A 26,533-nucleotide genomic window follows, 5' to 3' on the forward strand; every position below is an offset into this window, starting at 1 on the left:
CATGGATCGCTCCTCTCGTCAGAGCCATTGGTCAGATTGTGCGATTTCCCAGTACCGGTGGTCCCGGGAAACTGTCTAAACCGTACGTCCCGACACGGCGAAAACGGCCGATCTGTAAGCGACCGAACAGGTTTCCGGCCTGGTGACCGATGTCACACCGGGCGCCGAAAGTAGGATGGACGGCGTCATGACCAGGACCCGCGATCAGGATCGGTGCCCCGGTGCCCTCACGGTGCACCAGGCCGCCGATGGCGCCCTGGTGCGGGTTCGGCTCCCGGGCGGGATGATCACCGCCGGCCAACTGGTCGCGCTGGCCGAGGCTGCCGAGCAATTCGGCTCTCCGGCAATGGAACTCACATCTCGGGGCAACATCCAGATCCGGGCGTTGACCGAAACCGGCGCGGTGGCCACCGCCCTGGCCGACGCCGGGCTGCTGCCGTCGCCGTCGCACGAGCGGGCCCGCAACATCGTGGCGTCGCCGTTGTCCGGGCGTCACGGCGGCATCGTCGACGTCCGGCCCCTGGTCAGCCAACTCGACGAGGCCATCCAGCACGATCCGGCGCTGACGGGATTGCCCGGCAGATTCTGGTTCAGCCTGGACGACGGCCGCGGCGATGTGTCCGGAATCGACGCCGATGCCGGGGCGCACGCCCGCGACGACGGCACCTTCGCGCTGCTGCTGGCCGGCCGTGACACCGGGGTGCGGCTGGCCACCTCCGACGTCGTGCCCATCATGATCGACGTGGCGAGACGGTTCGTCAATGTCCGCGGAAAGGCCTGGCGGATAACCGAACTCGACGACCGATCGGTGGTGTTGCCTGACGTCGCACCCAGCGCTGCGGCCGGGGCCACCTGGCCGCCGACCATGACACCGCCGGTGGGCTGGATCGAGCAACGGGACAGCCGGGTGGCCCTGGGCGCGGCACTGCCGCTGGGGGTGCTGCCGGCCCGGACCGCGCGCTTCCTGGCCGCGATCGAGGCCCCGCTCGTGATCACCCCGTGGCGATCGGTGCTGGTGTGTGACCTCGACGAGCAGACCGCGGACACCTCGCTGCGGGTGCTGGCGCCGCTGGGACTGGTGTTCGACGAGGAGTCGCCCTGGCTGCGGGTCAGCGCCTGCACCGGATCCCCCGGCTGCGCCAATTCGGCCGCTGACGTGCGTGCCCACGCCGCCGACGTTGCGAGGAACCCCGCCCCATCCGACGGCACCGGTCCCCGGAGCGAAGCCCACCGCCACTTCGTGGGCTGTGAGCGGGCCTGCGGCAGCCCGCCCGCCGGGGAGATCCTGGTGGCCACCGAGGACGGATACCGGCTGCATATCACGCCCCCGTAGGGTATGCGGGTGCTCGACTACATCCGTGACGCCGCCGAGATCTACCGGCAGTCGTTCGCGACGATCCGCGCCGAGGCGAACCTGTCCCGTTTTCCCGACGACGTCTCGCGGGTCGTGGTCCGGCTGATCCACACCTGCGGCCAGGTGGACGTCGCCGATCACGTGTCCTACACCCCCGATGTGGTGGCCCGCACGCACGCCGCCCTGGCGGCCGGCGCCCCGGTGCTGTGCGATTCGTCGATGGTGGCCGCCGGTATCACCCGGTCCCGGCTCCCGGCCGACAACGAGGTGGTCTCGCTGGTGGCCGACCCGCGCGCCCCCGAGCTGGCCGCCACCCTGGGCAGCACCCGTTCGGCGGCGGCCGTGGACCTGTGGGCCGATCGCCTCGGTGGCGCGGTGGTGGCCATCGGCAATGCGCCCACGGCACTGTTCCGATTGCTGGAACTGCTCGACGAGGGCGCCCCGGTTCCCGCCGCGGTGTTGGGCGGCCCGGTGGGTTTCGTCGGATCGGCACAGTCCAAGCAGGAGCTGATCGAGCGCCCACGCGGGATGTCCTACCTGGTGGTGACCGGCCGGCGCGGTGGCAGCGCGATGGCCGCGGCTGCCGTCAATGCGATTGCGAGTGAACGCGAGTGACGACAAGAGGAACGCTCTACGGGGTCGGGCTGGGCCCGGGTGATCCGGAGCTGGTGACGGTAAAGGCGGCCCGGCTCATCGGTGCGGCCGATGTGGTGGCGTATCACAGCGCAAAGCACGGTCACAGCATCGCCCGCGGGATCGCCGAGCCGTACCTGCGGGACGGGCAGCTCGAAGAACACCTGGTCTACCCGATCACCACCGAGACCACCGAGCATCCCGGCGGCTACGTCGGTGCGATGGAGGATTTCTACGCCGAGGCCGCCGAGCGCATCGCCGCCCATCTGGAGGGCGGCCGGGACGTGGCCCTGCTGGCCGAGGGCGATCCGCTGTTCTACAGCTCGTACATGCACATGCACACCCGCCTCACCGAACGGTTCGACGCCGTCATCGTTCCCGGGGTCACCTCGGTGAGCGCGGCCTCGGCGGCCACCGGCACCCCGCTGGTGCAGGGCGACGACGTGTTGACGATCCTGCCCGGCACCCTGCCCACCGCCGAGCTGGAACGCCGTCTGGCCGATACCGACGCGGCCGTGGTGCTCAAACTGGGCCGGTCCTACACCCGGGTGCGTGAGGCGCTGGCCTCGACCGGGCGGCTCGACGAGGCGTACTACGTCGAGCGGGCCTCCACCGAGCGGCAGCGGGTGTCGCCGGCGCGCGAGGTCGGCAGCGACGGGGGCGCGGATGTCAAGGTGCCGTATTTCTCGCTGGCCATGGTGCCCGGGACGGCGCGCGCGACCACTCCCCGCGGCAAGGTGGTGGTCGTCGGACTCGGCCCGGGTGACTCCGACTGGATGACCCCGCAGAGTCGTCGCGAGCTCGCCGCGGCCACCGATCTGATCGGCTACGGCCCGTATCTCGATCGGGTCGGCGCCCGCGCCGGGCAGCGCCACCACCCCAGCGACAACACCGACGAGCCGGCCCGCGCCCAGCTCGCGTGCAAGCTGGCCCAAGACGGCCGCACCGTCGCGGTGGTGTCCTCCGGGGATCCGGGGGTGTTCGCGATGGCCACCGCGGTCCTGGAAGAGGCCAAGCAGTGGCCCGGCGTCGAGGTGCGGGTGATTCCGGCGATGACGGCGGCCCAGGCCGTGGCCAGCCGTGTCGGCGCCCCGCTGGGGCACGACTATGCGGTGATCTCGCTGTCCGACCGGCTCAAGCCGTGGGAGGTCATCGCCGAACGCCTCACCGCCGCCGCGAAGGCCGATCTGGTGCTGGCGATCTACAACCCGGCATCGAAGACGCGCACCTGGCAGGTGGCCGCGATGCGCGATCTGCTGCTGGACTACCGCGATCCGAGCACGCCGGTGGTCGTCGGGCGCGCGGTCTCCGGCGCGCAGCCCGGCCCGGGGGAAAAGGTCGGCGTGGTGCGTCTGGCCGACCTGGATCCGACCCAGGTGGACATGCGCACGATGCTGATCGTCGGTTCGTCGCAGACGCAGTGGTACACCGGTTCGACCACGGGTGAGCGCACCGAGGATCGGGTGTTCACCCCGCGGCACTATCCGGGCTGACCAACGCACTGACTCGCGTCGAATTTTGTTGACTGCTGTCAGAAAGCCCGATAGTGTCCGGCGTCACACCTGTTCGAATGGGAGGCGCGGTCATGCCGACGGCAGCACAGGGCGCACCCGCGCGCTCACCCATCGACCGTCGGCAGCCGCAGCGCAGCGATCAGCGCCGCACCGCGATCCTGGCCGCCCTCGACGAACACTTGAAACAGACCGGCTTCGACGCGCTCAACATCGCCGAGGTGGCCCGGCAGGCCGGGGTGGGCCGCTCGGCGTTCTACTTCTATTTCGAGAACAAGGCCACCGCGGTGGCCGCGTTGCTGGAGCCGATGCACGACGCCCTGCTGGCCGCCAACACGATCCTCGCCGATACCGCCCAACCACCCCGAGCCCGTATCCGCGACACGCTTGAGGCGGTGGCGCAGACCGCCGAGGAGCACCGCTACCTGTTCCAGGCGATGTGGGAGGCCCGCGGGGCCAACTCCGCCGTGCGGGACATGTGGGACGAGGCCAGGGAATCATTCGTCCCGCGGGTCGCGGCCGTGATCTCTGCCGAGCGGGCCGCCGGCCGCGCGCCCGACGGCCCCGACGCGCGGGTGCTGGCCAGCCTCCTCATGGAACTCAACGATCGGTTGGTGGAGCGGATCATCGTCGGCGGGCCGTTGAGCCGCCGGCAACTACTGGAAGGCGCAGAGGCGATGTGGATGGGCACGATTTACGGCACTGTGGATGGCACCGGGGTGGCGCGATGACCGCGGCAGGGTCGATCCCCACGTCCATCCCGGCCAGGCCCGCCGAGGTCACCGCCGGTTGGCTGTCACAGATCCTGGGCACCGAGGTGGACACGGTGCAGACCACCCCGATCGGCACCGGCCAGACCGGTGCCACCTACCGGGTGTCGGTCACCTACCGCGGCGATACCGACCTGCCGGCCACCTTCGCGGTCAAGCTGCCGTCACAGGACGACACCGTGCGGGACCGGGTCTCCATCGGCTACCGCTCCGAGCATGCCTTCTACACCAACGTCGCCGAGCACGTGCAGATCCCGGTCCCAGCCTGTCACCACTGCGAAATCGCCGGTGAGGGAGCCGATTTCGTGCTGCTCCTGGCCGACATGGCGCCGGCCGAGCAGGGCGACCAGATCGCCGGGTGCACCCCGGCCGAGGCGAATCTGGCCGTCCTGGCACTGGCCGATCTGCACGGGCCCACCTGGGCCGACCCGCGCTGGGCCAACTTCCCGGGCATCGCGATGCCCAAGCCGGAACCCGACTCCGCCAAGGGATTCGGCGACATCGCCAAGATGGCCGCCGACATCACCCTGGACAAGCTCGGCGCGCGTCTGGACGCCGAGGACCAGGACACCCTGCGCACCGCCATGTCCATGGTCACCCCGTGGCTGCTGGCCGAACCGGACCGGTTCGCCATCCTGCACGGCGACTACCGCTTGGACAACATGCTGTTCGACCCCGACCGCAGCCGGATCACCGTGGTGGATTGGCAGACCCTGGGCTCGGGCCTGCCGGCCCGCGACCTGTCCTACTTCACCGCCACCAGCCTGGACCCCGCGGTCCGCGCCGCCGCCGAAGCCGACCTGGTCCGGGCCTACCACGACCGGCTGCTGTCGCATGGCGTCACCGGATATGACTACGAAACCTGTTGGCAGGATTACCGTTTGGGGATGCTACAGGCACCGCTGATCACCGTGCTCGGCACCGCGTTCGCCACCTCCACCGAACGCGGCGACGACATGATGGTGGTGATGGCGCAGCGTGGCTGCCGGGCGATCCGGGAGCTCGGCACATTGGATCTGATCAGCGCCTGACCCAGGTCCCGACCACCTCGACGGCGTCGGGCACCGTGGCCACCGTCTGCACGCCCGGCGGCAGGGGCGGACGGTCCACCATCACCACTGGCACCCCGGCCGTCTCGGCGGCACGCAGCTTGGGCTCGGTCATCGCGCCGCCGCTGTTCTTGGTCACCAGCGCGTCGATGCGGTGCTCGCGCAGCAGCGCCAGTTCCCCGTCGTAGTCGTACGGGCCCCTCGACAGCAGCAGTTCGTGATTCGGCGGCAGGGTGTCCCGGTCCGGTGCGGTGACGGCGCGGATCAGAAACCAGGCGTCGACGCCTTTGAACGCGGCGGTCCCGGACCGCCCCGTGGTCAGGAACACCCGCGAGTAGCCGTGTGCCACGACGGTTTCGGCCGCGTCACGATCGGAGCCCACCAGGGCCGCCGCGCCGGGGGCCCAGGCCGGCCGGGCCAGCACCAGATGCGGCAGCCCCAGTTCGGCGCACACCTGAGCCGCGTGTGCGGTGATGGTGGCGGCGAAGGGGTGGGTGGCGTCCACGACCGCGTCGACGCGTTCGGTGAGCAGCCATCGGCGCAGCCCGTCCACCCCGCCGAATCCGCCGATCCGCACCGGGCCGACCGGCAGCGCCGGATCCGGCACCCGTCCGGCCAGTGAGCTGATCACCTCGATCCCCGGAGGCAGCGCGGCGGCCAGTGCGCGGGCCTCACCGGTGCCGCCGAGCAGCAGCACCTTCATCAGTGCGTCGCTCCCCGGCGTCGCCCCGCCGAATACAGGTAGCTGTCGGAAAACCCTTCGGCGGCAAGCACATCGCCGACGACGATGACGGCGGTCTTGGTCACGTCCGCATCATGCATCTGCTGCGCGATGTCCGCGAGTGTGCCGCGCAACACGATCTCCTGCGGCCAGCTGGCGAACGCGACGACGGCACAAGGTGTTTCGGGACCGTAGCCGCCGTCGATCAGTTGCGGGACAATGTTGTCGATCTGGGCGGCGGCCAGGTGCAGCACCAGAGTCGCCCCCGGGGCCGCAAGGGTGCGCAGGTCCTCCCCCTCGGGCATCGCGGTGGACAAGGTGGCCACCCGGCTCAAGGTGACGGTCTGGGCGACGCCGGGGACGGTCAGCTCGCGGCCCAGCGCGGCGGCCACCGCGGCGAATGCCGGTACGCCGGGGACGATCTCGTAGTCGACGCCGAGATCGTCGAGGTGCCGGCACTGTTCGGCCAAGGCGCTGTATATGGACGGATCGCCGGAATGCAGCCGCGCCACGTCGACGCCCGCCCGGTCCGCGGCCACCAGCTCGGCGATGATCTGGTCCAGGTTCAGCGGCCCGGTGTCGACCACCTTCGCATCGGGCGGGCACAGCGCCAAGAGGTCGTCGGGCATGATCGACCCGGCGTACAGGCAGACCGGGCAGCGACCGAGGATTCGCGCCCCGCGCACGGTGATGAGGTCGGCAGCGCCCGGACCGGCCCCGATGAAGTACACCGTCATCCCTTGACCACCGACCACTGGGTGACCGGAAGCGCGGGGCGCCAGCCGGTGAACCCGCCGACCGCGCCACCCTGATAGTGCTGATAGCGCCGCACTTCGCCACCTTCCTTCGAATACCATTGCGCCACAACTGCTTCTGATTCCAGGGTGACCGCGTTGACCACCAGCCGCCCGCCTGCGGGCAACCGGTCGAAACAGGCCTGCAGCAATCCAGGCTGGGTGAGGCCACCGCCGACGAAGATCACCGCGGGCTCGGGGGCATCGGCCAGTGCCTCGGGGGCACCGCCGCGCACGTCCACCCGCACCCCGAATGCGGTGACGTTCGCCAAGATCCGCTCGCGGCGCTGCTCGTCGCGTTCGAATGCCACCGCGGCACAACCGGGTGCGCTGCGCGACCATTCGATCGCGATGCTGCCCGAGCCGGAACCGACATCCCACAGCAGTTCCCCGGGTCGCGGCCCCAGCGCGGCCAGCGTGACCGCACGCAGCGGCTGCTTGGTGAGCTGCCCGTCGTGGGCGAACTCCTCGTCGGGCAGGGCATGGGCCCGCCGCTCGTCGGGACGGTAGGCCACCGCCACCACGTTGAGGTCGCCCACCTCGGCGGGACCGGCCTTCGCCCAGTCCCGGGCGATGCCGTCACGGCGGCGCTCCCCCGGCCCGCCCAACTGCTCCAGCACGGTCAATTCCGAATCGCCCCGGCCGGATTCGTTCAGCAGCCGGGCCAATGTCGCCGGCGTCTGCCCGTCGCGGGACAGCACGATCGCCCGCCCGCCCCGGCGCACCGCGGTGTGCGGCGCGGCGGTGACCAGGCTGATCACCTCGGTGTCGGGCACCGTCCAGCCCATCCGGGCGCAAGCCAGCGTCACGCTCGACACGTGCGGCAGCACCCGGACCCGCTGCGCGCCGAACAGCCGGATCAACGTCGCTCCGACGCCGTGCAGCAGTGGGTCCCCGCTCGCGACCACGTGCACATCGGCGCCGCCCGCCGCGCCGAACAGGGTCGGCAGGGCGGGCAGCATCGGCGACGGCCACTCGCGCCGGTCCGGCGTCACGCTGTCGTCGAGCAGTTCCAACTGCCGCGGCGAGCCGTACACCACGCCGGCGCGCGCCAACTCGTCACGCGAGGCCTGCGACAACCCTGCCATCCCGTCGGCGCCGATGCCGACCACGATGATCATCCCGCTCATCTGGGCATCTTTCGCCAGATCGGCCGCGGCACAAACCGCGTCACGAAAATCATCGGGCGGATCACCCACGGCACCCACACCGCACGCTTGCCGCGGGCCAGGGCCTTGACGGTGGCCTCGGCCACCTGGGCCGGTGTGCTGGGGAACGGTGCGGGCTCCATGCTCTGGGTCATCCGGCCGATCACGAAGCCGGGACGCACGATCAGCAGCTGCACACTGGTTCCGTGCAGGGCGTCGGTCAGCCCGCTGGCGAAGGCGTCGAGGCCGGCCTTGGCCGAGCCGTAAACGTAGTTGGCGCGCCGGGCCCGGGCTCCGGCGATCGAGGAGAACACCACCAGCCGGCCCCGGCCGGTGGCACGCATGCGCTCGGCGAGCACGGTGAGCAGCCCGACCTGGGCCACGTAGTCGGTGTGCACCACGGCCACCGCGTGGGCCGGGTCGGCCTCGGCCCGAGCCTGGTCGCCCAGCACGCCGAAGGCCAGCACGGCGGTGTCGATCGGTCCGTGCTCGGCCTCGAGCGCCTCGACCACGTGGGCGTGGCCGGCAACATCGTCGGCGTCGAATTCATGCGTGTGCACCTCTGCCGCGCCGGCCGCACGCACCGCCGCGACCTGCTCGGCCAGTTGGCCGGCGCGGCGGGCGGCCAGCACCACGACCGCCCCGGGCGCCAGCCGCACGGCGATTTCGACGCCGATCTCGCTGCGGCCCCCGAAAATCACCACGACACGACGATTCGTGTCAGCCGTGTCATTCATGGCAGTGATTATTGCCTGCGCTAGCGTGGACCCCGATGGCTACATCCCGTCGCAAGGCAACCACCAAGCTCACCAACGAGGCCCTGGCGTTTCTCACCGAACGCCACCTGGCGATGTTGACCACGCTGCGCTCGGACAACTCCCCGCACGTGGTGGCGGTGGGCTTCACCTTCGACCCCAAGACCCACATCGCGCGGGTCATCACCAACGGCGGGTCGCAGAAGGCGGTGAACGCCCAGGAGCGCGGCATCGCGGTGCTCAGCCAGGTCGACGGGGCCCGCTGGCTGTCGCTGGAGGGCAAGTCCACGGTGAGCAGCGAGCCCGACGCGGTCCGGGACGCCGAGCTGCGCTACGCCCAGCGCTACCGCACCCCGCGGATCAACCCCCGACGTGTGGTGATCGAAGTGCGCATCGAGCGGGTGCTGGGTTCCTCGGAGCTGCTGGACCGCGGCGAGGACTGATCCCCGGCTACGTCACCGGGACGATCACCAGCTCGTGGGGCTGGTTGTTGACCGACAACGCGCCGTCCTCGGTGACCACGACGATGTCCTCGATCCGGGCGCCCCAGTGCCCCGGGAAATACACCCCTGGCTCCACGCTGAACGCCATCCCGGGTTCCAGCGGCAGCTCGTTGCCCGCCACGATGTAGGGCTCCTCGTGCACGGACAGCCCGATGCCGTGCCCGGTGCGGTGGACGAAGGCCTCGGCCAGGCCCTCGGCGGCCAGCACGTCGCGGGCGGCCGCGTCGACCTGCTCGGCGGTCACCCCCGGCCGCACGGCAGCCACCGCCGCCCGCTGGGCCCGCTGCAGCACCGCGTAGCGGCGCGCCACCTCGGGGTCCGGCTCGCCCAGGGAGTACGTGCGGGTGGAGTCGGAGTTGTAGCCGGGCTCGTAGGGTCCGCCGATGTCGACGACGACGATGTCACCGGCGCTCAGCTCGCGGTCGGAGCATTCGTGGTGCGGGTCGGCGCCGTTGGGGCCGGAGCCGACGATGATGAACGCGACCTCCGAATGCCCTTCGGCGACAATCGCTTCGGCGATGTCGGCGGCCACGTCGGCCTCGGTGCGGCCGGGCACCAGGAATTCGGGGACCCGGGCGTGCACCCGGTCGATCGCGGCACCGGCCTTGCGCAGCGCGTCGATCTCGGCCGGGTCCTTGATCATCCGCAGCCGCCGCAGCACGTCGGTGGCCAGCACCGGGACCACGCCGAGCAGGTCGGCCAACGGCAGCAGATGCAGGGCCGGCATGGAATCCGTGACCGCTGTCTTGACACCGGTGCCGCCGAGCGCATCCACCACCATCTGGTACGGGTTCTGCCCGTCCACCCAATCGCGAACCGTCACACCGAGTTCGGTGACCGACGATTCCCGCAGCGCGGCCAGTTCCAGCCGCGGCACCACGATGGTGGGCTCGCCGGCGGCGGGCAGCACCAGCGCGGTCAGCCGTTCGAAGGTCTGCGCGCGGGAGCCGACCAGATACCGCAGGTCATAGCCAGGGGTGATGACCAGGCCGGCCAGACCGGCTTCGGCCGCGGCGGAGGCGGCCGCGGACAGCCGGTGGGCGTAGACATCAGTGCTGAATCGGCCAACAGTCATGGCGTCGAGGCTAGTACCTGTCCGCGCAACCGCTACTGTCGCTGGAATGTTGCGTGATATCCGCGATCTCACCGACGATCCCGAGGCGTACGCCGCCGAGCTGCGGCGCCGCTGGGGTGGCCTGCTGAGCTATCGATACCTGGGCCGGACATACTCGTCGATGGATCTCGGCCCCGCCGACGACACCGTCACCCTGCGCCGCGACATGCGCAACCCGGCCGGCGGCGTGCTGCTGGCGGTGCTGAGCATCTCCTCCCCGGACAGCGGCGGGGTGAGCGATCTGGAGGCCGTGCCCAACCCGGTGATCCATTCGTGTCAGGTCCTCGATCCGGCGCGCGATGTGAAACGCATCCGCATCGACACCGAGGTCCTCAAACAGGGCCGGCAGATGGCCTACAGCCGGTCGGTTCTGGTCGACGCCGACAACCCCGAGCGTGTCATCGCGCTCACTGAAGGTCAGGGCGTCTCCATCGGCACGCCGCCCGAGGGGCTGGAGAAGATGCCGGTCGATCCGATCGACGTCGTCGACGGTCCGGATCTGCCACCGTTGTGGCAGGTGTTCGGCGGCCACAAGCGCGACAGCGGAGAGTGGGCGCTGCCGGAGTTGGCGGTCGAGGTGGCCTCACCCGACGCGGCACTGCACATCGGCCCGCAGTTCGTGATCCTCGAGACAGCCGCGTTGGATGCTGCCGCCGACGCCACGAACTCTGATGCGCTGCACGGCCTTTCCTCGCACGTGATGTTCCTGGCCCGGGGCAAGAGCGGGCCGTTCCGCGTCGACACCCAGGTGATGCCCGGGGCGGGCGGCACTGTCGCGGTGCGCGCCACCTTGCACGACGAGGGCGCCGGCGGCAAACCGATCACCGCGGCCTCCTACGTGTTCGGGACCACCCGGTGAGCCGGCCGGTGCTGCTGCTCGACGGCGCCAGCATGTGGTTCCGGTCCTACTTCGGCGTGCCGTCCTCGATCAAGGCGCCGGACGGACGTCCGGTGAACGCGGTGCGCGGATTCCTGGACTCGATCGCCACGCTGGTCACCCGGGAACGGCCCGGCCGGCTGGTGGTGTGCCGCGACGACGACTGGCGGCCACAGTGGCGCGTCGACCTGGTGCCGTCCTACAAGGCCCATCGGGTCGAGGAGCCCCGGCCTGACGGAATCCCCGATGTCGAGGAGGTTCCCGACGAGCTCAGTCCCCAGGTCGAGATGATCATGGAACTGCTCGACGCGTTCGGCATCGCGACGGCCGGTGCGCCCGGCTTCGAGGCCGACGACGTGCTGGGCACGCTGGCCACCCGCGAGCAGCATGATCCGGTGGTGGTGGTCAGCGGTGATCGCGACCTGCTGCAACTGGTCCGCGACCAGCCGGCTCCCCCGGTGCGGGTGCTGTACATCGGCCGCGGCCTGGCCAAGGCCACCAAATACGGCCCGGCCGAAGTCGCCGAAACCTACGGCGTGCCCCTCGACCGGGCCGGCGCCGGGTACGCCGAGCTGGCGCTGCTGCGCGGCGACCCGTCCGACGGGCTGCCCGGGGTGGCCGGGATCGGAGAGAAGACGGCGGCCACGCTGCTGGCCCGGCACGGCTCGCTGCAGGGCATCCAGGCGGCCGCCGAGGATCCGAAATCCGCACTGTCCAAAGCACATCGGAGCAAGCTGCTGGCGGCCGTCGACTACATCGCCGCCGCCGAGCCGGTCGTGCGGGTGGCCACCGATGCCCCCGTGACGCTGTCCACCTCGACCGACGACCTGCCGCTGGCCGCCGACGATCCGGGCCGGGTGGCCGAGCTGGCCGCAGCGTACGGTGTCACGTCGTCGATCAGCCGGTTACAGACAGCGCTGGACCAACTGCCGGGCTGATCCGGGCTTTCGGTCGCCGGTTTCGATCTGTGACGCGAGAGGCCTTACTTGGGTCGACCGACCTCGTAGGTGCCCTTGTCGTCCTTGAACGTCACGGTGACCTTGCGCTTGGTGCCGTCGATGGTGACCTCGCAGTCGAAGGTCGAATCCTTCTTGACCTCAGGGTTCTCGCCGTCGTTGCACTTGACGCCGCTGACCTTGGTGGCGCCGTACCCGTTGGTCTTGTCGGTGAGGACCTGCTCGACGCCGCTCTGGGCCTTGTTGATGTCCAGCTTGGTCGTCACCGCCCACCCGGGCAGCCAGAACGCGGTCACCCCGAGGATCACCAGCAGCAGGGCCACCAGGCCGCCGATGATGCCGCCGATCATCGGCAGCGATCGCTTGGACTCCCCCGGAGCGCCAGGCATCCCGTATTGCCCGAACTGGCCGGGTGCACCGTACTGGCCCGGCTGCGGGTACTGGCCGGGCTGGCCGAACTGTGGGGGCTGACCGGGCTGACCGAACTGCGGCTGCTGACCGGGCTGACCGAACTGCGGCTGCTGCCCGTAGCCGGGGACCTGCCCGTACTGCGGCTGGCCGGGCGGCGGATACACCGGCTGGCCGTACTGGTCGGGTGCGGGGTACTGCGGCGGCTGGCCGCCTTGCGACGGCGGCTGGTACGACGGGTATTGCTGCGGGGTGTAGGCGGGGGGCTGCCAAGCCGGAGCGTTGGCCGTGGGGTCTGCGGACGCCGGCGTCGGCGGCTGCCACGCCTCGGCACCCGTCGCCTGCTCCGCACCCGGCTCAGGCTGCTGACCGGGCCATTGCTGTCCCTGGTCAGATCCCTGCGGTCCGCTCATGATTCTCCTTGATCCCGTTCGGTATCGCCTAAAACACCCTACCCTGCGTCAACAGCAACAACGCCGCGCCGAACGTCGGCGACGGCGCGTTTCGCGGCATTGCGCAGGGCAGACGTGGGTGCGGCATTGCGTACCTGGTCGAGCAGGTCGAGCACCTGGCGACACCAACGCACGAAGTCGCCGGCCGGCAGTGTCGAACCCGATCCGTTGACATCGGAGGCGGCCAGCGCGGTGGCCAGATCCCCGGTGGTGGCCCAGCGGTAGACGGCGGTGACGAACCCTTCGTCGGGTTCGCGGCTCGGGGCCAGCCGGTGCCGCTGTTCGTCGCCGCGCAGGTCCGCCGAGATGCGTCGGGTCGCCGCCAACGCCCGGCGCAGACCCGCGGTCGGCACGTCGACGCCCACGACCCCGCCCGCGGCGTCCCCACGTGACTCGAACAGCACCGCCGAGAGCACGGCGGCCAGTTCCGCGGGCTGCAGCTTCTCCCACGTCCCGGCGCGCAGGCATTCGGCCACCAGCAGGTCACTCTCGCTGTAGATGCGGGCCAGCAGTCGCCCGGCGTCGGTGACCTTGAGGTCCGGGGTGGACGGGCCGTCGCTGTCTTTTCCGGTGAATCCGTCGCCTTTTCCGATGAAGCCGCGCTCACTCAGCAGCGCCACGATCCGATCGAAGGTACGGGCCAGCGAGTTCGTCGCCGCGTTGACCTTCTGTTGGATCTGGGCGTTGTCGCGTTCGATGCGCAGATAACGCTCGGCGATGCGGGCCTGGGCCTCACGGTCGGGCAGTTGATGGGCCGGATGGCGGCGCAGTTGGTCCCGCAGTCCGGCCAATTCGGGATCGACGTCGCGATCCGGGCCACCGGCGCCGCGGCGGCCCGCCCGGGCCGACGGCACCTCCAGGTCGGCGGCCGCCGACCGCAACGCCGAGGCCAGGTCGCGGCGTACCCGGGGCTGGCGGTGTTCGACCCGCTTGGGCAGCGTCATCGTGCCCAGCGGCGCCGAGGCACCCGAGTAGTCGGCCGACGAAATCCGGCCCGCCCAACGGTGTTCGGTGAGCACCAGTGGTCTCGGGTCGTCGCTGTCGCGTTCGGCGGGCTCCAACACCACGGCCAGCCCGCCGCGACGGCCGTGGGTGATCGTGATGATGTCGCCCCGGCGCAGCGCCGCCAGGGCATCGGTGGCGGCCCGGCGCCGCTGCAGCCGCGAGGCCCGCGACTGCGCGCGTTCGCGTTCCCCGATCTTGGTCCGCAGCCGGACATAGTCGAGCATGGGCGCATCTTTTCCGCCGAGCTCGGCGGCCAGTTCGCCCATCATCCGCTCACCGCGGGCGATCCCGCGCACCAGGCCGACCACCGAGCGGTCGGCCTGGTACTGCGCAAACGACCGCTCCAGCAGTCTGCGCGCCTGTTCGGGCCCCATCTGCTGGACCAGGTTGATGGTCATGTTGTAGCTCGGCGCGAAGGAACTGCGCAGCGGGAAGGTGCGGGTCGAGGCCAGGCCGGCCACTTCGGCGGGTTCGGCGTTGCTGTCGTCGGGACGCCACAGCACCACGGCGTGGCCTTCGACGTCGATGCCGCGGCGCCCCGCGCGACCGGTCAGCTGGGTGTACTCCCCCGGCGTCAACGGCACGTGCTGCTCACCGTTGAACTTCACCAGCCGCTCGAGCACCACGGTGCGGGCCGGCATGTTGATCCCGAGCGCCAGGGTCTCGGTGGCGAAGACCGCCTTGACCAGACCTGCGGTGAACAACTCCTCGACGGTGTGCCGGAACACCGGCAGCATCCCGGCGTGGTGGGCGGCCAGGCCCCGCAGCAGCCCTTCGCGCCACAGGTGGTAGTCCAGCACGATCAGGTCGGATTCGGCCAGATCGGCGCAGCGCCGGTCGATGATCTCTGCGATCCGGCCGCGCTCCTCCTCGGTGGTCAACCGCAACGGCGCGCGCAGGCACTGCTGCACCGCGGCGTCGCAGCCGGCCCGGGAGAACACGAAGGTGATCGCGGGCAGCAGCCCGGCGGCATCCAAGGTGGCGATCACGTCGGGGCGGCTCGGCGGCCGGTACAGCTGCGGGCGGCCGCCACCGCCGCGTCCCCGGCCCCGGCCACGCGGCTGCCAGTCGGCCAGCCGGTCGGCCTCGCGCCGGTGGCTGATGTGGCGCAACAGTTCCGGATCCACCAACGTCGATGTCGCCGCAGGGGCGGCTGCGGGCGAACTTCCGGTGCCCTCGAACAGATCGAACAGGCGCCGCCCGACGAGCATGTGCTGGGACAGCGGAACCGGCCGGTGCTCGTCGACGACGACGGTGGTGTCGCCCCGCACGGTCTGGATCCAGCCGCCGAACTCCTCGGCGTTGCTGACCGTGGCCGACAGGCTGACCAGCAGCACCTCCTCGGGCAGGTGCAGGATGACTTCCTCCCACACCGCCCCGCGCATCCGGTCGGCCAGGAAATGCACCTCGTCCATCACGACGTAGGAAAGGCCGTGCAGCGCAGACGAGTTGGCGTAGAGCATGTTGCGCAGCACTTCGGTGGTCATCACCACGATGTCGGCATCACCGTTGATGGACTGGTCGCCGGTGAGCAACCCGATCTTGTCGGCGCCGTAGCGGGCCACCAGGTCGGTGTGTTTCTGGTTGCTCAGCGCCTTGATCGGCGTGGTGTAGAAGCATTTTCCGCCGGCCGCCAGCGCCAGGTGCACCGCGAACTCACCGACCACGGTCTTGCCCGCCCCGGTGGGGGCGCAGACCAGCACGCCGTGCCCGGCCTCCAGTGCCCGGCAGGCGCGCACCTGGAAGTCATCGAGCGCGAACGGGTATTCGGCGGTGAACGTGGTCAGTTCAGCGCCGCTGCGGTCGCCCGCCTCAGGTGGCATCGTCGTCGATGCCGGTCCGCGACGGACCCACATCCGGCTCGGTGACCGGTTCGGGCCGGCCGACCGGCTCCACCGTCGGTATCGGCGCGGCTTCGTCCTCGGGCACTTCCAGTGCCGCGCGCCGGGCCTTGCGCTTGTCGTTGATCCGCGCCGTCTGGATGGCGAACTCCAGCAGCAGGCTGAGCGCACAGGCCAGCGCCAGCATGGTGAACGGGTCCGAACCGGGGGTGGCGAATGCCGCGAACACGAACAACCCGAAGATCAAGCCGCGACGCCAGGCCTTGAGCCGCTCGTAGCTGAGCATGCCGACCAGGTTGAGCATGATGATCAACAGCGGGAACTCGAAGCTGATGCCGAACACCAACAGCAGGTTGATCAGGAACCCGAAATACTGCTCACCCGACAGCGCCGTGACCTGCACGTCGCTGCCGACGGTGAGCAGGAAGCCCAGCGCGGTGGCCAGCACCACGTAGGCCAGGATCGCGCCGGTGACGAACAGTACGGCGCCGATGCCGACGAACGCCATCGCGAAGCGGCGCTCCTTCTTGTACAGACCCGGCGTGATGAACGCCCACAGCTGATACAGCCACACCGGGCAGGCCATCACCAATCCGGCGGCCAGCGCCACCTTGAGGCGCAGCATGAACTGGTCGAACGGACCGGTGGCCAGCAGCCGGCACTCGCCGTCCGGGGCGATCGTCGCGCGTGCCGAGTCGGGTAGTGCGCAGTACGGGCCGCGCAGCCACTCCCCCAGGCTGTGCAGGCCGAAGAAGCCGTGGGTGTACCAGACGAAGCCGAAGACCGTCGTCAGCACGACGGCGGCGACGGCGATCAACAGCCGGTTCCGCAGCTCGTGCAGGTGGTCGACCAACGACATGGTGCCGTCGGGATTGACCCGCGAACGACGGCGGCGTGGATCGAGTTTCTTGATGAATCCGGAGGTCACAGGAGTGTTCTAGAGGCCGGTGCAGACGCGCAACCGCGCCGCGGGACGATGACCGCGCGCGGCTGCGGACCGGTCAGGCGGTGTGGCGGTCCGGGGACTGCTCGGGGGCGGGCGCCTCGACGCGCTCGGAAGCAATCGGCTTGGCCGGCGGGGTGCTGTCGGCCGCAGGACCTGAAGACCCGGAAGAATCCGACTGCATCTCCTTGATCTCGGATTTGAAGATCCGCATCGACTTACCGAGCGATCGCGCCGCGTCCGGCAACTTCTTGGCGCCGAAAAGCAGCACGAACACCGCGATGACGATGACCCAGTGCCAGGGTTGTAGACCACCCAATTTGGTTACCTCCAGACGTCTGGGCCGAGTCTACTCGTCAGCGGCCACATCGTCGTAGGCGCGCAGCGCGTCGCCGGCGGCGTCGCGCACCCGTCGCGCCAGAGATTCGGGGGCCAGCACCTGTACGGCCGAGCCGAAGCCGAGCACGAACCGGGCCATCCACTCGTCGGAGGCGTAGGTCATCGCGGCTTCGCACGCGCCGCCGGGCAATTCGTGGACCACCCGCAGCGGGTAGTAGTCGAACATCCACGCCGCGCTCGCGTCGATCAGCAACGTCGCGCTCGGCAGCGACGGATCAGCGGTCTCGGGCGAGAACAGCGAGGTGTCCGCGCCGGCCTGCACCGCCGGTGGCGGTGGCATCGACGCCTCGTCGAGCACGGTCGCCGCGACGATCCGGTCGAACCGGAACAGTCGCACGCCCTCGGCCGTGCGACACCACGCCTCCAGGTAGCTGTTGTCCCCGATGAGCACAACCCGGATCGGGTCCACCGTGCGCGTGGTCAACGAATCCCGCGACGCCGAGTAATAGTCCAGCGTCGCCGCCCGGCGGGCCCGCACCGCCGCTCGCACCGCGGCCGCGGCACCGGGCTCCTCGGGAACGGATTCTTCGACTGCCGCACGCTGGCTGCCCGCCGCCGACTCGATCTTGGCGATGGCGCTGCGGGCCGCCTCGGGGTCGACGACCCCCGGCACGTCGACAATGGACCGCAGCGCCGTCAGGATCACGGTCGCCTCCGGTGAGGTGAGCCGCAGCGGATGGTCGACGCCCGCCGAGAACGTCACCTCGACGGTGTCGCCGACGAAATCGAAGTCGATCAGATCGCCCGGGCCGTCAGCGGGCAGGCCGCACATCCACAGCTGTTCGAGGTCTGCGTCGAGCTGTTTACGCGACACCCCGAGCGCGGCGGCAGCCTCATCGCGGGTCACCCTCGGATTGGCCTGGAAATACGGGACCATGTTGAGCAACCGCACCACCCGCGCCGATACCTGGCTGCTCATGCGACACCCGCCTGCGCTCGTAGCCGCGCCACCACGTCGTCGCGCAGAGACTGCGGCTCAAGGGCGACCGCGTCGGCTCCAAAACTGGCGATCTCGCGCGCGAGCCGGTCCCACATCCCGATGTCGACGGTGATCTCCTCCCCGGAACGGCCGCCGAGCGTGCGCGGCACGGCGGTCTTGGCCTCTCGACGCAGGGCTGCGCCCCGGCCGTCGGCGATCCACACCTTCGCCAGCTCCCCGGTCGGGTTTGCGGCGACCGCGCGGCGGACGATCTCGCGCAGGTCAACGTCTTCGGGCTTGCGCACCGCGCCGGCCGGGCCGACGGTCCGCACGCTCGCATCGATGCGGGACAGCCGGAAGGTGCGGGGCGCGTCACGGTCACGGTCATGACCGACCAGGTACAGCCTGCCGCGATAGGTCAGCACACCCCACGGCTCGACGTTGCGCGTGACGTATTCGGCGTTCCGGGACGGACGATGATCGAATTGCACGGCGTGGCCGGAATCGATTGCCGGCAACAGGGAATGCAGCACGTCCTCGGAATCACGCAGCCCCGGCAATGTCGCGGTCGACGGAATGGCCACCCCGGCCCCGTCCACGTCCAGCTCCACCCCGGCGGCCCGCAGTTTCAGCAGTGCCCCCTGTGTCGCGGTGACCAGTTCCGGGGACTGCCACAGTTGTGTGGCCACCGCGACCGCCGCCGCCTCGTCGGCCCCCAGCTGCACCGGCGGCAAGGCGTAGTCGTCCCGGTTGATCCGGTAGCCCTCGGTCGGGTCGAGTCGCGAGACCCGGCCGGTCTCCAGCGGGATACCCAGGTCACGCAGCTCGTTCTTGTCCCGCTCGAACATGCGGGAGAACGCCTCGTCGGTGGGACTCTCGTTGTAGCCCTTGATGGTCCTTCGGATCTTGTCTGCCGTCAGGAACCGCTCGGTGGACAGCAGCGCGATGACCAGACTCAACAACCGTTCGACTTTGGATACCGCCACGAGAGGAAAGCTTAGAGCTCACATGCTCGCGATCAGACGCTTGACCCGCTCGTCAACCGAGCGGAACGGATCCTTGCACAGCACGGTGCGCTGAGCCTGGTCGTTGAGCTTGAGGTGCACCCAGTCGACGGTGAAGTCCCGGCCGGCTTCCTGTGCGGCGCTGATGAACTCGCCGCGCAGCTTGGCCCGGGTGGTCTGCGGCGGGGTGTCGACGGCGGCGTCGATCTCCTCGTCGGTGGTGATTCGGGCGGCCAGCCCCTTGCGCTGCAGCAGGTCGAACACGCCGCGACCACGTTTGATGTCGTGGTAGGCCAGGTCGAGCTGGCTGATCTTCGGATCGGACAGCTCCATGTTGTACCGGTCCTGGTAGCGCTGGAACAGCTTGCGCTTGATCACCCAGTCGATCTCGGTGTCGACCTTGGCGAAATCCTGACTCTCCACCGCGTCGAGCTGACGGCCCCACAGGTCCACCACCTGCTCGATCTGGCTGCTGGGTTCGCGGGTCTGCAGGTACTCGACGGCGCGGCTGTAGTACTCCCGCTGGATGTCCAGGGCGCTGGCCTGCCGACCACCGGCCAGCCGGACCGCGCGACGCCCGGTCAGGTCGTGGCTGACCTCGCGGATGGCCCGGATCGGGTTGTCCAGCGAGAAGTCGCGGAACGGCACGCCGGCCTCGATCATCTCCAGCACCAGCGAGGCGGTGCCCACCTTGAGCATGGTGGTGGCCTCGCACATGTTGGAGTCACCGACGATGACGTGCAGCCGGCGGTACTTCTCGGCGTCGGCGTGCGGCTCGTCCCGGGTGTTGATGATCGGCCGCGAACGGGTGGTGGCGCTGGAGACGCCCTCCCAGATGTGCTCGGCGCGCTGGGACAGGCAGAACGTGGCCGCCTTCGGCGTCTGCAGCACCTTGCCGGCACCGCAGATCAGCTGGCGGGTGACCAGGAACGGCAGCAGCACGTCGGAGATCCGGGAGAACTCGCCGGCCCGCACGATCAGATAGTTCTCGTGGCAGCCGTAGGAGTTGCCCGCCGAGTCGGTGTTGTTCTTGAACAGGTAGATGTCCCCGCCGATGCCCTCGTCGGCGAGCCGCTGCTCGGCGTCGATCAGCAGGTCCTCCAGCACGCGCTCGCCGGCGCGGTCGTGGGTGACCAGCTGGGTCAGGTTGTCGCACTCGGCGGTCGCGTATTCGGGGTGGCTGCCCACGTCCAGGTACAACCGGGCCCCGTTGCGGAGGAACACGTTGGAACTGCGGCCCCACGACACCACCCGCCGGAACAGATAGCGGGCGACCTCGTCGGGACTGAGCCGACGATGGCCATGGAACGTGCAGGTCACACCGAATTCTGTCTCGATGCCCATGATTCGTCGCTGCACGCCATCGAGCTTACGGGGTGGCTGACGGTAACGGTGGGCAAGCACGGCCATCGTGTTCGTGGCGCGCTCGACGGGACTTTTTCCCCTGGTCAGCCGCGCACCCGGGCATAGGGTTGAGCCAGAGCGCACACAAAGGAGTGGTGATGACCCGTTATGAACTGCCCGATGTTGCCGATCTGATCCGCCTGGGCGAGCCCCATGAGAATGCGATCACGGTGTACGCCGAGACCGCCCCGGGGCCCGATGAACGGGAAAAGAGCGTGCTGACCGCGAAGAGTGCGGTGGACCGGGCGCTGCGCACCATCCGCGATGCCGGGGCGAAGCACGCGGTGGAGGAACAGTTGCGGACCCGCTGGAAGGAGATCGCCGATTCGGATCTGTGGCTGAGCCTGTCCCGCTCGGTGGCCATCTTCATCGCCGACGATTTCCACGAGGTCTACGTGCTGCCCAACGCGCTGGAGAACCAGCTGCAGGTCGGCAGCCACTTCGACATCGGTCAGCTGGTACGCGCGGTCACCACTCCGCAGGACGCCTATGCCCTGACCCTGTCGGCCGACGGCTGGAACCTGTGGCAGGCCACTGCCAGCACGCGGGCCGAGGAGCTGGAGCTCACCGGCGAGTACGCGACCGATGCGGCCGACGCGACCAACCGTGCCACCCTGCGCGACCGGGGTCACATGCGCCGCCTGGTCGGCGACGAGGGCAAGAAGGTGTTGCTGGAGCAGTACGCCAAGCGGGTGGCCGACGCGGTGGACACCGAACTGGGCCGGCTCGATCCGTCGGCGATACGACCGCTGTACCTGTTCGCCACCGACCCGCTGCTGGACATGTACCGCGGCCTGGATCACAAACGCCGGATCGTGGCGGTGCCCGGCGCCGCCGACGAACTGCGGCCCGATCAGATCGACGGCGCCATCCGCGAGTCGCTGCCCGCTTTGAACGCCGAGCAGGCCAGCGCCTGGGTCGACGAGGTGGGCAACGACGTCAGCAAGGGACTCGTCGCCACCGATCTGGGCGATATCGCCCGGGCCGCGACGGCCGGCGCGGTGGACACCCTGGTGTACAACTTCACCGTCGACGTCCTGGGTCGGATCGAGGCGGCTACCGGGGCCCTGCATTACGACGATGCCGGTTACGACGTGCTGTCGCGCATCGCGGTGACGGTTCTCGACCAGGGCGGCAAGGCCGTCGCCGTGCGACCCGACGAGATCAGCGCGAGCATCTGGAACCAGACCGCGGTCGCGAAACTACGTTTCCCGTTGAGCTGAAGTACCTTTCAGCCCGTCCAGGACGAAGCCCAGGTGCCGCCGCCAGACGGCGTCGTCTCCGTCGGCCATCGCGATCACCTTCGACATCGCCGACATCAACATCGCGAGGTCGTCGGCGCCGAAATCGGGCCGCAGCACCCCGGTATCCCTGGCCCGGCCCACCACGTTCTCCAGCACTCCCCCGGCACGGCCACATTCGCCAGCCACGTCGACCGCGCCGACCGGATTGCGGGCCACCGCATCGTTGATGCTGCGGTCGGCGGCCTGCATCGCGAACAGCCCGTCGAGGAATCCGGCGAATCCCCGCCACGGGTCGGCGTCGTCGAGCGCCTGCTGCGCCAGCCGGTCGATGACGGCCAGCCGCTCGGACAGCACCACATCCAGCAGTGCGCCACGGTTCGGGAAATGGTTGTAGAGCGTGCCGATGCTGACGCCGGCCCGCCGGGCGACCTCGTCGAGGGGGACGTCGACGCCCCGTTCGGTGAAGAGCTCGGCGGCGGCGGCCGTCAAACGATCTCGATTGCGGACCGCATCCGCACGCATCGCCGACATGCCGTCCAGCATAGCGAAGTTGAGGGTGCACTCAACTTGTGCTAATAAGTTGAGCATGACCTCAACTTCTTCTCCCGTCCTGGCGATACTCGGCGTCGGACCAGGCCTCGGGATGTCGGTGGCCCAGCGCTTCGGCGCCGCCGGCCACCGCGTGGCCCTGATCTCACGGTCCCCCACGCGCCATCCCGGTTACCTGGAAGCCCTGACCGGCAACAGCGTCGAGGCCGCCGCCTACGTGGCCGATGCGGACGATCCGGACCAACTCACGGCGGCATTGGGTGCGGTGCGTGAACGCTTCGGCCGCATCGACGTCGGCTACTACGGTCCGGCCGCATTCGAAACGGCGCCCACCGAAAACATCGCCGATCTCGACGCCAGCGGCGCCCGGGCCGCGCTGAACAGCGTGGTGCCCGCAGTCGACTTCGCGAGTCAGCTCCTGCCCGAGATGCGTGAACGCGGCAGCGGAGGATTGTTGTTCGCCGGCGGGCTGAGCAGCGTGGTACCGATGCCCCCACTCGGCGGCCTGGCACTGGCGGCAGCGGCATTACGCAACTATGCGATCACCCTGCACACCGCGCTGCGCCCCGCCGGCGTCTATGCCGGCACCATCACCATCGGCGGACTGATCGAGCGCGGTGACATTCACCGGGCAATGGCGGGTAACGCCGAGCTGCCGACGATAAATCCCGACGAACTGGCAGAACAGATGTGGGGTCTTTACCGCGACGGCACGGAGGCCGAAGCGGTGATCAACCTACTTTCCTGACTTCTTCGGCTTCTCCGACGGCTCTTCAGCCGCGGGAGCGTCCGAAACAGCCTCGGGCAGAAGGGCTTCCAGGGCCGCTCCGGTGATCCGGCGGAAGCAGCGACGCGGCCGCGTGGCGTCGAGCACCGCCACCTCGAGAGTGGCCGGGCCGAGCGCCCGTGGCTCCGAACCGTTGCCACTGGCGCTCAGCGCCGAGACGGCGATCTTCACCGCCGCACCCAGATCGGCGTTCTCGGTGTAGGACTCGTTGAGCGCGGCGATGATCGGCTCGGTGGTCCCGCCCATCACGACGAAATGCGGCTCGTCGGCGATCGACCCGTCGTAGGTGATCCGGTACAGCTCAGGGGCTTTCGTCTCGCCGTAGTGCGCCACCTCGGCCACACACAGCTCGACCTCGTAGGGCTTGGCCTGCTCGGTGAAGATGGTGCCGAGTGTCTGCGCGTAGACGTTGGCCAGCTGCCGGCCGGTCACGTCCCGACGGTCGTAAGCGTAGCCACGGGTGTCGGCGTACTGGATTCCCCCGCGCCGCAGGTTGTCGAACTCGTTGAACCGGCCGACGGCGGCGAAGCCGACGCGGTCGTAGAGCTCGCTGATCTTCTGCAGCGACCGCGACGGGTTTTCCGCCACGAACACCACGCCGTCGGCGTAAGCCAGCGCGATCACGCTGCGGCCCCGGGCAATTCCCTTGCGGGCCAGCTCGGAACGTTCACGCATCGCCTGTTCGGGCGAGATGAAGTACGGGAAGCTCATTTACCCCTCACCGCCCGTCCGGGTCCGGCGCGCGATGACTTCGCGGGCCAACTCGGCGATGCGTTCCTCGGTGATCTCCACAGCCCCTTCGGCCCCGATGGTGACCGCGGTCGGATAGATGCCGCGCACCAGATCGGGCCCACCGGTGGCGGAGTCGTCGTCGGCGGCGTCGTACAGCGCCTCGATGGCCACCTGCAGTGCCGAATCCGCGTCCACCACATTCGGGTAGAGCTTCTTGATCGAGGACTTGGCGAAGATCGAGCCCGAGCCCACCGACTGGTAGCCCTCCTCCTCGATGTTCCAGCCGCCCGCCGCGTCGAACGAGACGATGCGGCCCGCGTTCTCGGCATCAGCGGCGTCCACGTCAAAACCCACCAGCAGCGGCAGCGCCACGAAACCCTGCAGGGCCGCACCGAGATTGCCGCGCACCATGATGGCCAGCCGGTTGACCTTGCCGCGGAAGGTCAGGGCCACCCCTTCGACCTTCTCGTAGTGCTCGAGCTCCACGGCGTAGAGCCGGGCGAACTCGACGGCGATGGCCGCGGTGCCCGCAATACCGGTCGCCGTGTAGTCGTCGGTGATGTACACCTTCTGCACGTCACGCCCGGCGATCATGTTGCCCTGTGTGGAGCGGCGGTCACCGGCGATCAGCACGCCGCCGGGGTACTTGATCGCGACGATCGTGGTGCCGTGCGGCACCGCATTGGTCGGGTTGAGCGCGCCGTCGGCGACCCGGTTGACGGGCAACAACTCCGGGGCCTGACGGCGCAGCAACTCAGAAAAAGACGACAGGTCCATACCTACAGCCGGCATACCGCCGAGGGGTCGAGGGGTGGAAAGGGAAGACGACAGGTTTTCGCGCCAGGTCACTGGCCGCCCTTTTGGACGTACGCGCGCACGAAGTCCTCTGCGTTTTCTTCCAGCACGTCGTCGATCTCGTCGAGCAGATCGTCGGTCTCTTCGGCCAGCTTCTCGCGACGCTCCTGGCCGGCGGCAGATGCACCCGGGAGGTCGTCGTCCTCACCGCCGCCACCGCCACGCTTGGTCTGCTCTTGAGCCATCGCTGCCTCCTGCAATTGTCATCGGCTGGGCTAACCGCCCAACCGGTTCTTCCACAGTACCGGTCTGAACCCGGATTGCCCGTGATAGCTCACCGGTTCGAGATCGTCAGTTGGTCAGTTGTTCGACGAGTTCCGCGGCGCTGTCCACCGAGTCCAGCAGGGCGCCGACATGGGCCTTGCTGCCCCGCAGCGGCTCCAGCGTGGGAATCCGGACGAGCGAATCCCCGCCCAGGTCGAAGATCACCGAGTCCCAGCTGGCCGCGGCGATGTCGGCACCGAACCGGCGCAGGCATTCGCCCCGGAAGTAGGCCCGGGTGTCGGTCGGCGGGTTCTCCACGGCGTCGAGCACCTGCTGCTCGGTGACCAGGCGCTGCATCGAACCGCGGGCCACCAGCCGGTTGTACAGCCCCTTGTCCAGCCGGACATCGGAGTACTGCAGGTCCACCAGATGCAGCCGCGGCGCCGACCAGGCCAGGTTCTCGCGCTGGCGGAACCCCTCCAGCAAGCGCAGCTTGGCCGGCCAGTCCAGGATCTCGGCGCACTCCATCGGATCGCGTTCGAGCAGGTCCAGCACATTCGCCCAGGTTTCGACGACGTGGGCGGCCCGCGGGTCCGGATCGCGGTTGTCCACGAGCTTGGCCACCCGGTCCAGGTAGACCCGCTGCAGCGCCAGGGCCGTCATCTCGCGCCCGTCGGCCAGCGCCACCGTGGCCCGCAGCGACGGGTCCCGGCTGATCACGTGGACGGCGTGCACCGGGCGGGCCAGCGCCAGGTCACTCAGGTCGATGCCGTGCGCCGGGCCTTCCTCGATCAGGTCGAGCACCAGCGAACTGGTCCCGAGCTTGAGGTAGGTCGAGGTCTCGGCCAGGTTGGCGTCCCCGATGATGACGTGCAGCCGCCGGTACTTGTCGGCGTCGGCATGCGGCTCGTCGCGGGTGTTGATGATGCCGCGTTTGAGCGTGGTCTCCAGACCGACCTCAACCTCGATGTAATCGGCCCGCTGGGACAACTGGAAGCCCGGATCGTCCCCGGACGGGCCGACCCCGACCCGGCCCGACCCGGTCACCACCTGGCGGGACACCAGGAACGGAGTGAATCCGGCGATCACCGCGGAGAACGGGGTCTGACGGCTCATCAGGTAGTTCTCGTGCGAGCCGTAGGACGCCCCCTTGCCGTCCACGTTGTTCTTGTACAGCTGCAGCTTGGCCGCCCCGGGCACGCTGGCGACGTGCCGGGCCGCGGCCTCCATCACGCGCTCACCGGCCTTGTCCCAGATCACCGCGTCCATCGGGTCGGTGCACTCGGGCGCGGAGTACTCCGGATGGGCGTGGTCGACGTAGAGCCGGGCGCCGTTGGTGAGGATCATGTTGGCCGCGCCGACCTCGTCGGCATCGACGATCGGGGCCGGTCCCGACGCCCGGGACAGGTCGAAACCGCGGGCGTCGCGCAGGGGCGATTCCACCTCGTAATCCCAGCGGGTGCGCTTACCCCGCTGGATCCCGGCGGCCGCCGCGTACGCCAGCACCGCCTGAGTCGAGGTCAGGATCGGATTGGCGGTCGGATCGGACGGCGAGGAAATGCCGTATTCGACCTCAGTTCCGATAATCCGTTGCATGCGGCC

General features: G+C 69.5%; 27 protein-coding genes. 10 read left to right on the top strand and 17 right to left on the bottom strand.

Annotated elements, in window-relative coordinates; genetic code table 11:
- Positions 1-187: 187 nt before the first annotated feature.
- The 5 genes from cobG to FR943_RS16450 all read left to right on the top strand — a co-directional run bounded on the left by cobG (position 188) and on the right by FR943_RS16450 (position 5,299).
- Complete coding sequence (gene cobG, locus FR943_RS16430) at positions 188-1,333, top strand: precorrin-3B synthase (protein ID WP_217159065.1); 1,146 nt, start codon at positions 188-190, stop codon at positions 1,331-1,333.
- Between the two features lie 9 nt (positions 1,334-1,342).
- On the top strand, positions 1,343-1,969 hold the full coding sequence (locus FR943_RS16435; RefSeq protein ID WP_217159067.1) for a precorrin-8X methylmutase: 627 nt from the start codon (positions 1,343-1,345) through the stop codon (positions 1,967-1,969).
- Positions 1,966-3,480 (top strand): precorrin-2 C(20)-methyltransferase, encoded by a 1,515-nt coding sequence (locus FR943_RS16440; RefSeq protein ID WP_217159069.1) that lies wholly within the window; start codon positions 1,966-1,968, stop codon positions 3,478-3,480. The genes FR943_RS16435 and FR943_RS16440 overlap by 4 nt, the downstream gene beginning before the upstream one ends.
- Positions 3,481-3,572: 92 nt before the next feature.
- Positions 3,573-4,229, top strand: coding sequence for a TetR/AcrR family transcriptional regulator (locus FR943_RS16445; protein WP_246585071.1), 657 nt, complete (start codon positions 3,573-3,575; stop codon positions 4,227-4,229).
- Positions 4,226-5,299 (top strand): phosphotransferase family protein, encoded by a 1,074-nt coding sequence (locus FR943_RS16450; RefSeq protein WP_217159073.1) that lies wholly within the window; start codon positions 4,226-4,228, stop codon positions 5,297-5,299. Before FR943_RS16445 ends, FR943_RS16450 begins: the two co-directional genes overlap by 4 nt.
- On the opposite strand, the gene FR943_RS16455 is transcribed toward FR943_RS16450, so the two are convergent.
- Genes FR943_RS16455 through dprE2 form a run of 4 tightly spaced genes read right to left on the bottom strand, consistent with a single transcriptional unit; the run spans position 5,289 to position 8,717 of the window.
- On the bottom strand, positions 5,289-6,020 hold the full coding sequence (locus FR943_RS16455; protein ID WP_217159075.1) for a cobalt-precorrin-6A reductase: 732 nt from the start codon (positions 6,018-6,020) through the stop codon (positions 5,289-5,291). The two genes, FR943_RS16450 and FR943_RS16455, sit on opposite strands and share 11 nt — an antisense overlap.
- Positions 6,020-6,775: a precorrin-4 C(11)-methyltransferase gene (cobM, locus tag FR943_RS16460; protein WP_217159077.1), complete on the bottom strand. Its 756-nt coding sequence runs from the start codon at positions 6,773-6,775 to the stop codon at positions 6,020-6,022. The genes FR943_RS16455 and cobM overlap by 1 nt, the downstream gene beginning before the upstream one ends.
- Positions 6,772-7,953, bottom strand: a complete 1,182-nt coding sequence (gene cbiE / locus FR943_RS16465) for a precorrin-6y C5,15-methyltransferase (decarboxylating) subunit CbiE (protein WP_217159691.1) — start codon at positions 7,951-7,953, stop codon at positions 6,772-6,774. Before cbiE ends, cobM begins: the two co-directional genes overlap by 4 nt.
- Before the next feature lie 5 nt (positions 7,954-7,958).
- A complete protein-coding gene (gene dprE2, locus FR943_RS16470; RefSeq protein ID WP_217159079.1) occupies positions 7,959-8,717 on the bottom strand; it encodes a decaprenylphospho-beta-D-erythro-pentofuranosid-2-ulose 2-reductase in 759 nt (252 codons plus the stop codon).
- Positions 8,718-8,752: 35 nt separating this feature from the next.
- Here dprE2 and FR943_RS16475 point away from each other — a divergent pair, with 35 nt between their 5' ends.
- Complete coding sequence (locus FR943_RS16475) at positions 8,753-9,178, top strand: PPOX class F420-dependent oxidoreductase (protein WP_217159081.1); 426 nt, start codon at positions 8,753-8,755, stop codon at positions 9,176-9,178.
- Between the two features lie 7 nt (positions 9,179-9,185).
- Here FR943_RS16475 and FR943_RS16480 read toward each other — a convergent pair whose 3' ends face one another.
- Complete coding sequence (locus tag FR943_RS16480) at positions 9,186-10,313, bottom strand: M24 family metallopeptidase (protein ID WP_217159083.1); 1,128 nt, start codon at positions 10,311-10,313, stop codon at positions 9,186-9,188.
- 46 nt (positions 10,314-10,359) lie between these two features.
- Here FR943_RS16480 and FR943_RS16485 point away from each other — a divergent pair, with 46 nt between their 5' ends.
- Positions 10,360-11,211: a hypothetical protein gene (locus tag FR943_RS16485; protein WP_217159085.1), complete on the top strand. Its 852-nt coding sequence runs from the start codon at positions 10,360-10,362 to the stop codon at positions 11,209-11,211.
- Positions 11,208-12,167: a 5'-3' exonuclease gene (locus FR943_RS16490; RefSeq protein WP_217159087.1), complete on the top strand. Its 960-nt coding sequence runs from the start codon at positions 11,208-11,210 to the stop codon at positions 12,165-12,167. The genes FR943_RS16485 and FR943_RS16490 overlap by 4 nt, the downstream gene beginning before the upstream one ends.
- A 44-nt stretch (positions 12,168-12,211) precedes the next feature.
- Here the strand turns inward: FR943_RS16490 and FR943_RS16495 are convergent, their stop codons facing one another.
- From FR943_RS16495 to pafA, 7 genes are all read right to left on the bottom strand, one after another.
- The gene (locus FR943_RS16495; protein WP_217159089.1) at positions 12,212-13,006 is read right to left on the bottom strand and encodes a DUF4333 domain-containing protein; all 795 of its coding nucleotides are present in this window, start codon (positions 13,004-13,006) and stop codon (positions 12,212-12,214) included.
- A gap of 38 nt (positions 13,007-13,044) precedes the next feature.
- Positions 13,045-15,873, bottom strand: coding sequence for a DEAD/DEAH box helicase (locus FR943_RS16500; RefSeq protein ID WP_217159090.1), 2,829 nt, complete (start codon positions 15,871-15,873; stop codon positions 13,045-13,047).
- Complete coding sequence (gene tatC, locus FR943_RS16505) at positions 15,863-16,819, bottom strand: twin-arginine translocase subunit TatC (protein WP_217159091.1); 957 nt, start codon at positions 16,817-16,819, stop codon at positions 15,863-15,865. Before tatC ends, FR943_RS16500 begins: the two co-directional genes overlap by 11 nt.
- A gap of 73 nt (positions 16,820-16,892) precedes the next feature.
- Positions 16,893-17,153 carry a Sec-independent protein translocase subunit TatA gene (tatA, locus tag FR943_RS16510; protein ID WP_217159092.1) on the bottom strand — a complete coding sequence of 87 codons (261 nt, stop codon included), beginning with the start codon at positions 17,151-17,153 and terminating at the stop codon, positions 16,893-16,895.
- A gap of 30 nt (positions 17,154-17,183) precedes the next feature.
- Positions 17,184-18,152 carry a helix-turn-helix transcriptional regulator gene (locus FR943_RS16515; RefSeq protein WP_217159093.1) on the bottom strand — a complete coding sequence of 323 codons (969 nt, stop codon included), beginning with the start codon at positions 18,150-18,152 and terminating at the stop codon, positions 17,184-17,186.
- On the bottom strand, positions 18,149-19,138 hold the full coding sequence (locus FR943_RS16520) for a helix-turn-helix transcriptional regulator (protein ID WP_217159094.1): 990 nt from the start codon (positions 19,136-19,138) through the stop codon (positions 18,149-18,151). Before FR943_RS16520 ends, FR943_RS16515 begins: the two co-directional genes overlap by 4 nt.
- Before the next feature lie 18 nt (positions 19,139-19,156).
- Positions 19,157-20,515 (bottom strand): Pup--protein ligase, encoded by a 1,359-nt coding sequence (gene pafA / locus FR943_RS16525; protein ID WP_217159095.1) that lies wholly within the window; start codon positions 20,513-20,515, stop codon positions 19,157-19,159.
- Between the two features lie 143 nt (positions 20,516-20,658).
- On the opposite strand from pafA, the gene FR943_RS16530 reads away from it, so the two are divergent.
- Complete coding sequence (locus FR943_RS16530) at positions 20,659-21,783, top strand: baeRF11 domain-containing protein (RefSeq protein WP_217159098.1); 1,125 nt, start codon at positions 20,659-20,661, stop codon at positions 21,781-21,783.
- Here the strand turns inward: FR943_RS16530 and FR943_RS16535 are convergent.
- The gene (locus FR943_RS16535) at positions 21,763-22,335 is read right to left on the bottom strand and encodes a TetR/AcrR family transcriptional regulator (protein ID WP_217159100.1); all 573 of its coding nucleotides are present in this window, start codon (positions 22,333-22,335) and stop codon (positions 21,763-21,765) included. The two genes, FR943_RS16530 and FR943_RS16535, sit on opposite strands and share 21 nt — an antisense overlap.
- A 55-nt stretch (positions 22,336-22,390) precedes the next feature.
- On the opposite strand from FR943_RS16535, the gene FR943_RS16540 reads away from it, so the two are divergent.
- Positions 22,391-23,101 carry an SDR family NAD(P)-dependent oxidoreductase gene (locus FR943_RS16540; RefSeq protein ID WP_217159102.1) on the top strand — a complete coding sequence of 237 codons (711 nt, stop codon included), beginning with the start codon at positions 22,391-22,393 and terminating at the stop codon, positions 23,099-23,101.
- Here FR943_RS16540 and prcA read toward each other — a convergent pair.
- The 4 genes from prcA to dop form a co-directional block, all read right to left on the bottom strand.
- Positions 23,090-23,851: a proteasome subunit alpha gene (prcA, locus tag FR943_RS16545; protein WP_217159105.1), complete on the bottom strand. Its 762-nt coding sequence runs from the start codon at positions 23,849-23,851 to the stop codon at positions 23,090-23,092. The genes FR943_RS16540 and prcA overlap by 12 nt on opposite strands.
- Complete coding sequence (prcB, locus tag FR943_RS16550; protein ID WP_217159108.1) at positions 23,852-24,664, bottom strand: proteasome subunit beta; 813 nt, start codon at positions 24,662-24,664, stop codon at positions 23,852-23,854. It lies immediately after the preceding gene.
- Between the two features lie 53 nt (positions 24,665-24,717).
- On the bottom strand, positions 24,718-24,912 hold the full coding sequence (locus tag FR943_RS16555) for a ubiquitin-like protein Pup (protein WP_003880265.1): 195 nt from the start codon (positions 24,910-24,912) through the stop codon (positions 24,718-24,720).
- Between the two features lie 106 nt (positions 24,913-25,018).
- Positions 25,019-26,527 (bottom strand): depupylase/deamidase Dop, encoded by a 1,509-nt coding sequence (gene dop, locus FR943_RS16560; protein ID WP_217159112.1) that lies wholly within the window; start codon positions 26,525-26,527, stop codon positions 25,019-25,021.
- Positions 26,528-26,533: the final 6 nt, after the last annotated feature.

It is taken from the genome of [Mycobacterium] fortunisiensis, assembly GCF_019050325.1.
Taxonomy (GTDB): domain Bacteria; phylum Actinomycetota; class Actinomycetes; order Mycobacteriales; family Mycobacteriaceae; genus Mycobacterium; species Mycobacterium fortunisiensis.

Coding starts and splice junctions, on each gene's coding strand:
- FR943_RS16450 (WP_217159073.1), top strand. CDS start 4,226: ATGACCGCGGCAGGGTCGATCCCCACGTCCATCCCGGCCAGGCCCGCC.
- FR943_RS16555 (WP_003880265.1), bottom strand. CDS start 24,912: ATGGCTCAAGAGCAGACCAAGCGTGGCGGTGGCGGCGGTGAGGACGAC.
- cobG (WP_217159065.1), top strand. CDS start 188: ATGACCAGGACCCGCGATCAGGATCGGTGCCCCGGTGCCCTCACGGTG.
- prcA (WP_217159105.1), bottom strand. CDS start 23,851: ATGAGCTTCCCGTACTTCATCTCGCCCGAACAGGCGATGCGTGAACGT.
- FR943_RS16485 (WP_217159085.1), top strand. CDS start 10,360: ATGTTGCGTGATATCCGCGATCTCACCGACGATCCCGAGGCGTACGCC.
- FR943_RS16495 (WP_217159089.1), bottom strand. CDS start 13,006: ATGAGCGGACCGCAGGGATCTGACCAGGGACAGCAATGGCCCGGTCAG.
- FR943_RS16515 (WP_217159093.1), bottom strand. CDS start 18,152: ATGAGCAGCCAGGTATCGGCGCGGGTGGTGCGGTTGCTCAACATGGTC.
- dprE2 (WP_217159079.1), bottom strand. CDS start 8,717: ATGAATGACACGGCTGACACGAATCGTCGTGTCGTGGTGATTTTCGGG.
- FR943_RS16445 (WP_246585071.1), top strand. CDS start 3,573: ATGCCGACGGCAGCACAGGGCGCACCCGCGCGCTCACCCATCGACCGT.
- FR943_RS16455 (WP_217159075.1), bottom strand. CDS start 6,020: ATGAAGGTGCTGCTGCTCGGCGGCACCGGTGAGGCCCGCGCACTGGCC.
- prcB (WP_217159108.1), bottom strand. CDS start 24,664: ATGCCGGCTGTAGGTATGGACCTGTCGTCTTTTTCTGAGTTGCTGCGC.
- FR943_RS16480 (WP_217159083.1), bottom strand. CDS start 10,313: ATGACTGTTGGCCGATTCAGCACTGATGTCTACGCCCACCGGCTGTCC.
- FR943_RS16530 (WP_217159098.1), top strand. CDS start 20,659: ATGACCCGTTATGAACTGCCCGATGTTGCCGATCTGATCCGCCTGGGC.
- FR943_RS16540 (WP_217159102.1), top strand. CDS start 22,391: ATGACCTCAACTTCTTCTCCCGTCCTGGCGATACTCGGCGTCGGACCA.
- cobM (WP_217159077.1), bottom strand. CDS start 6,775: ATGACGGTGTACTTCATCGGGGCCGGTCCGGGCGCTGCCGACCTCATC.
- cbiE (WP_217159691.1), bottom strand. CDS start 7,953: ATGATCATCGTGGTCGGCATCGGCGCCGACGGGATGGCAGGGTTGTCG.
- FR943_RS16500 (WP_217159090.1), bottom strand. CDS start 15,873: ATGCCACCTGAGGCGGGCGACCGCAGCGGCGCTGAACTGACCACGTTC.
- FR943_RS16475 (WP_217159081.1), top strand. CDS start 8,753: ATGGCTACATCCCGTCGCAAGGCAACCACCAAGCTCACCAACGAGGCC.
- dop (WP_217159112.1), bottom strand. CDS start 26,527: ATGCAACGGATTATCGGAACTGAGGTCGAATACGGCATTTCCTCGCCG.
- FR943_RS16535 (WP_217159100.1), bottom strand. CDS start 22,335: ATGTCGGCGATGCGTGCGGATGCGGTCCGCAATCGAGATCGTTTGACG.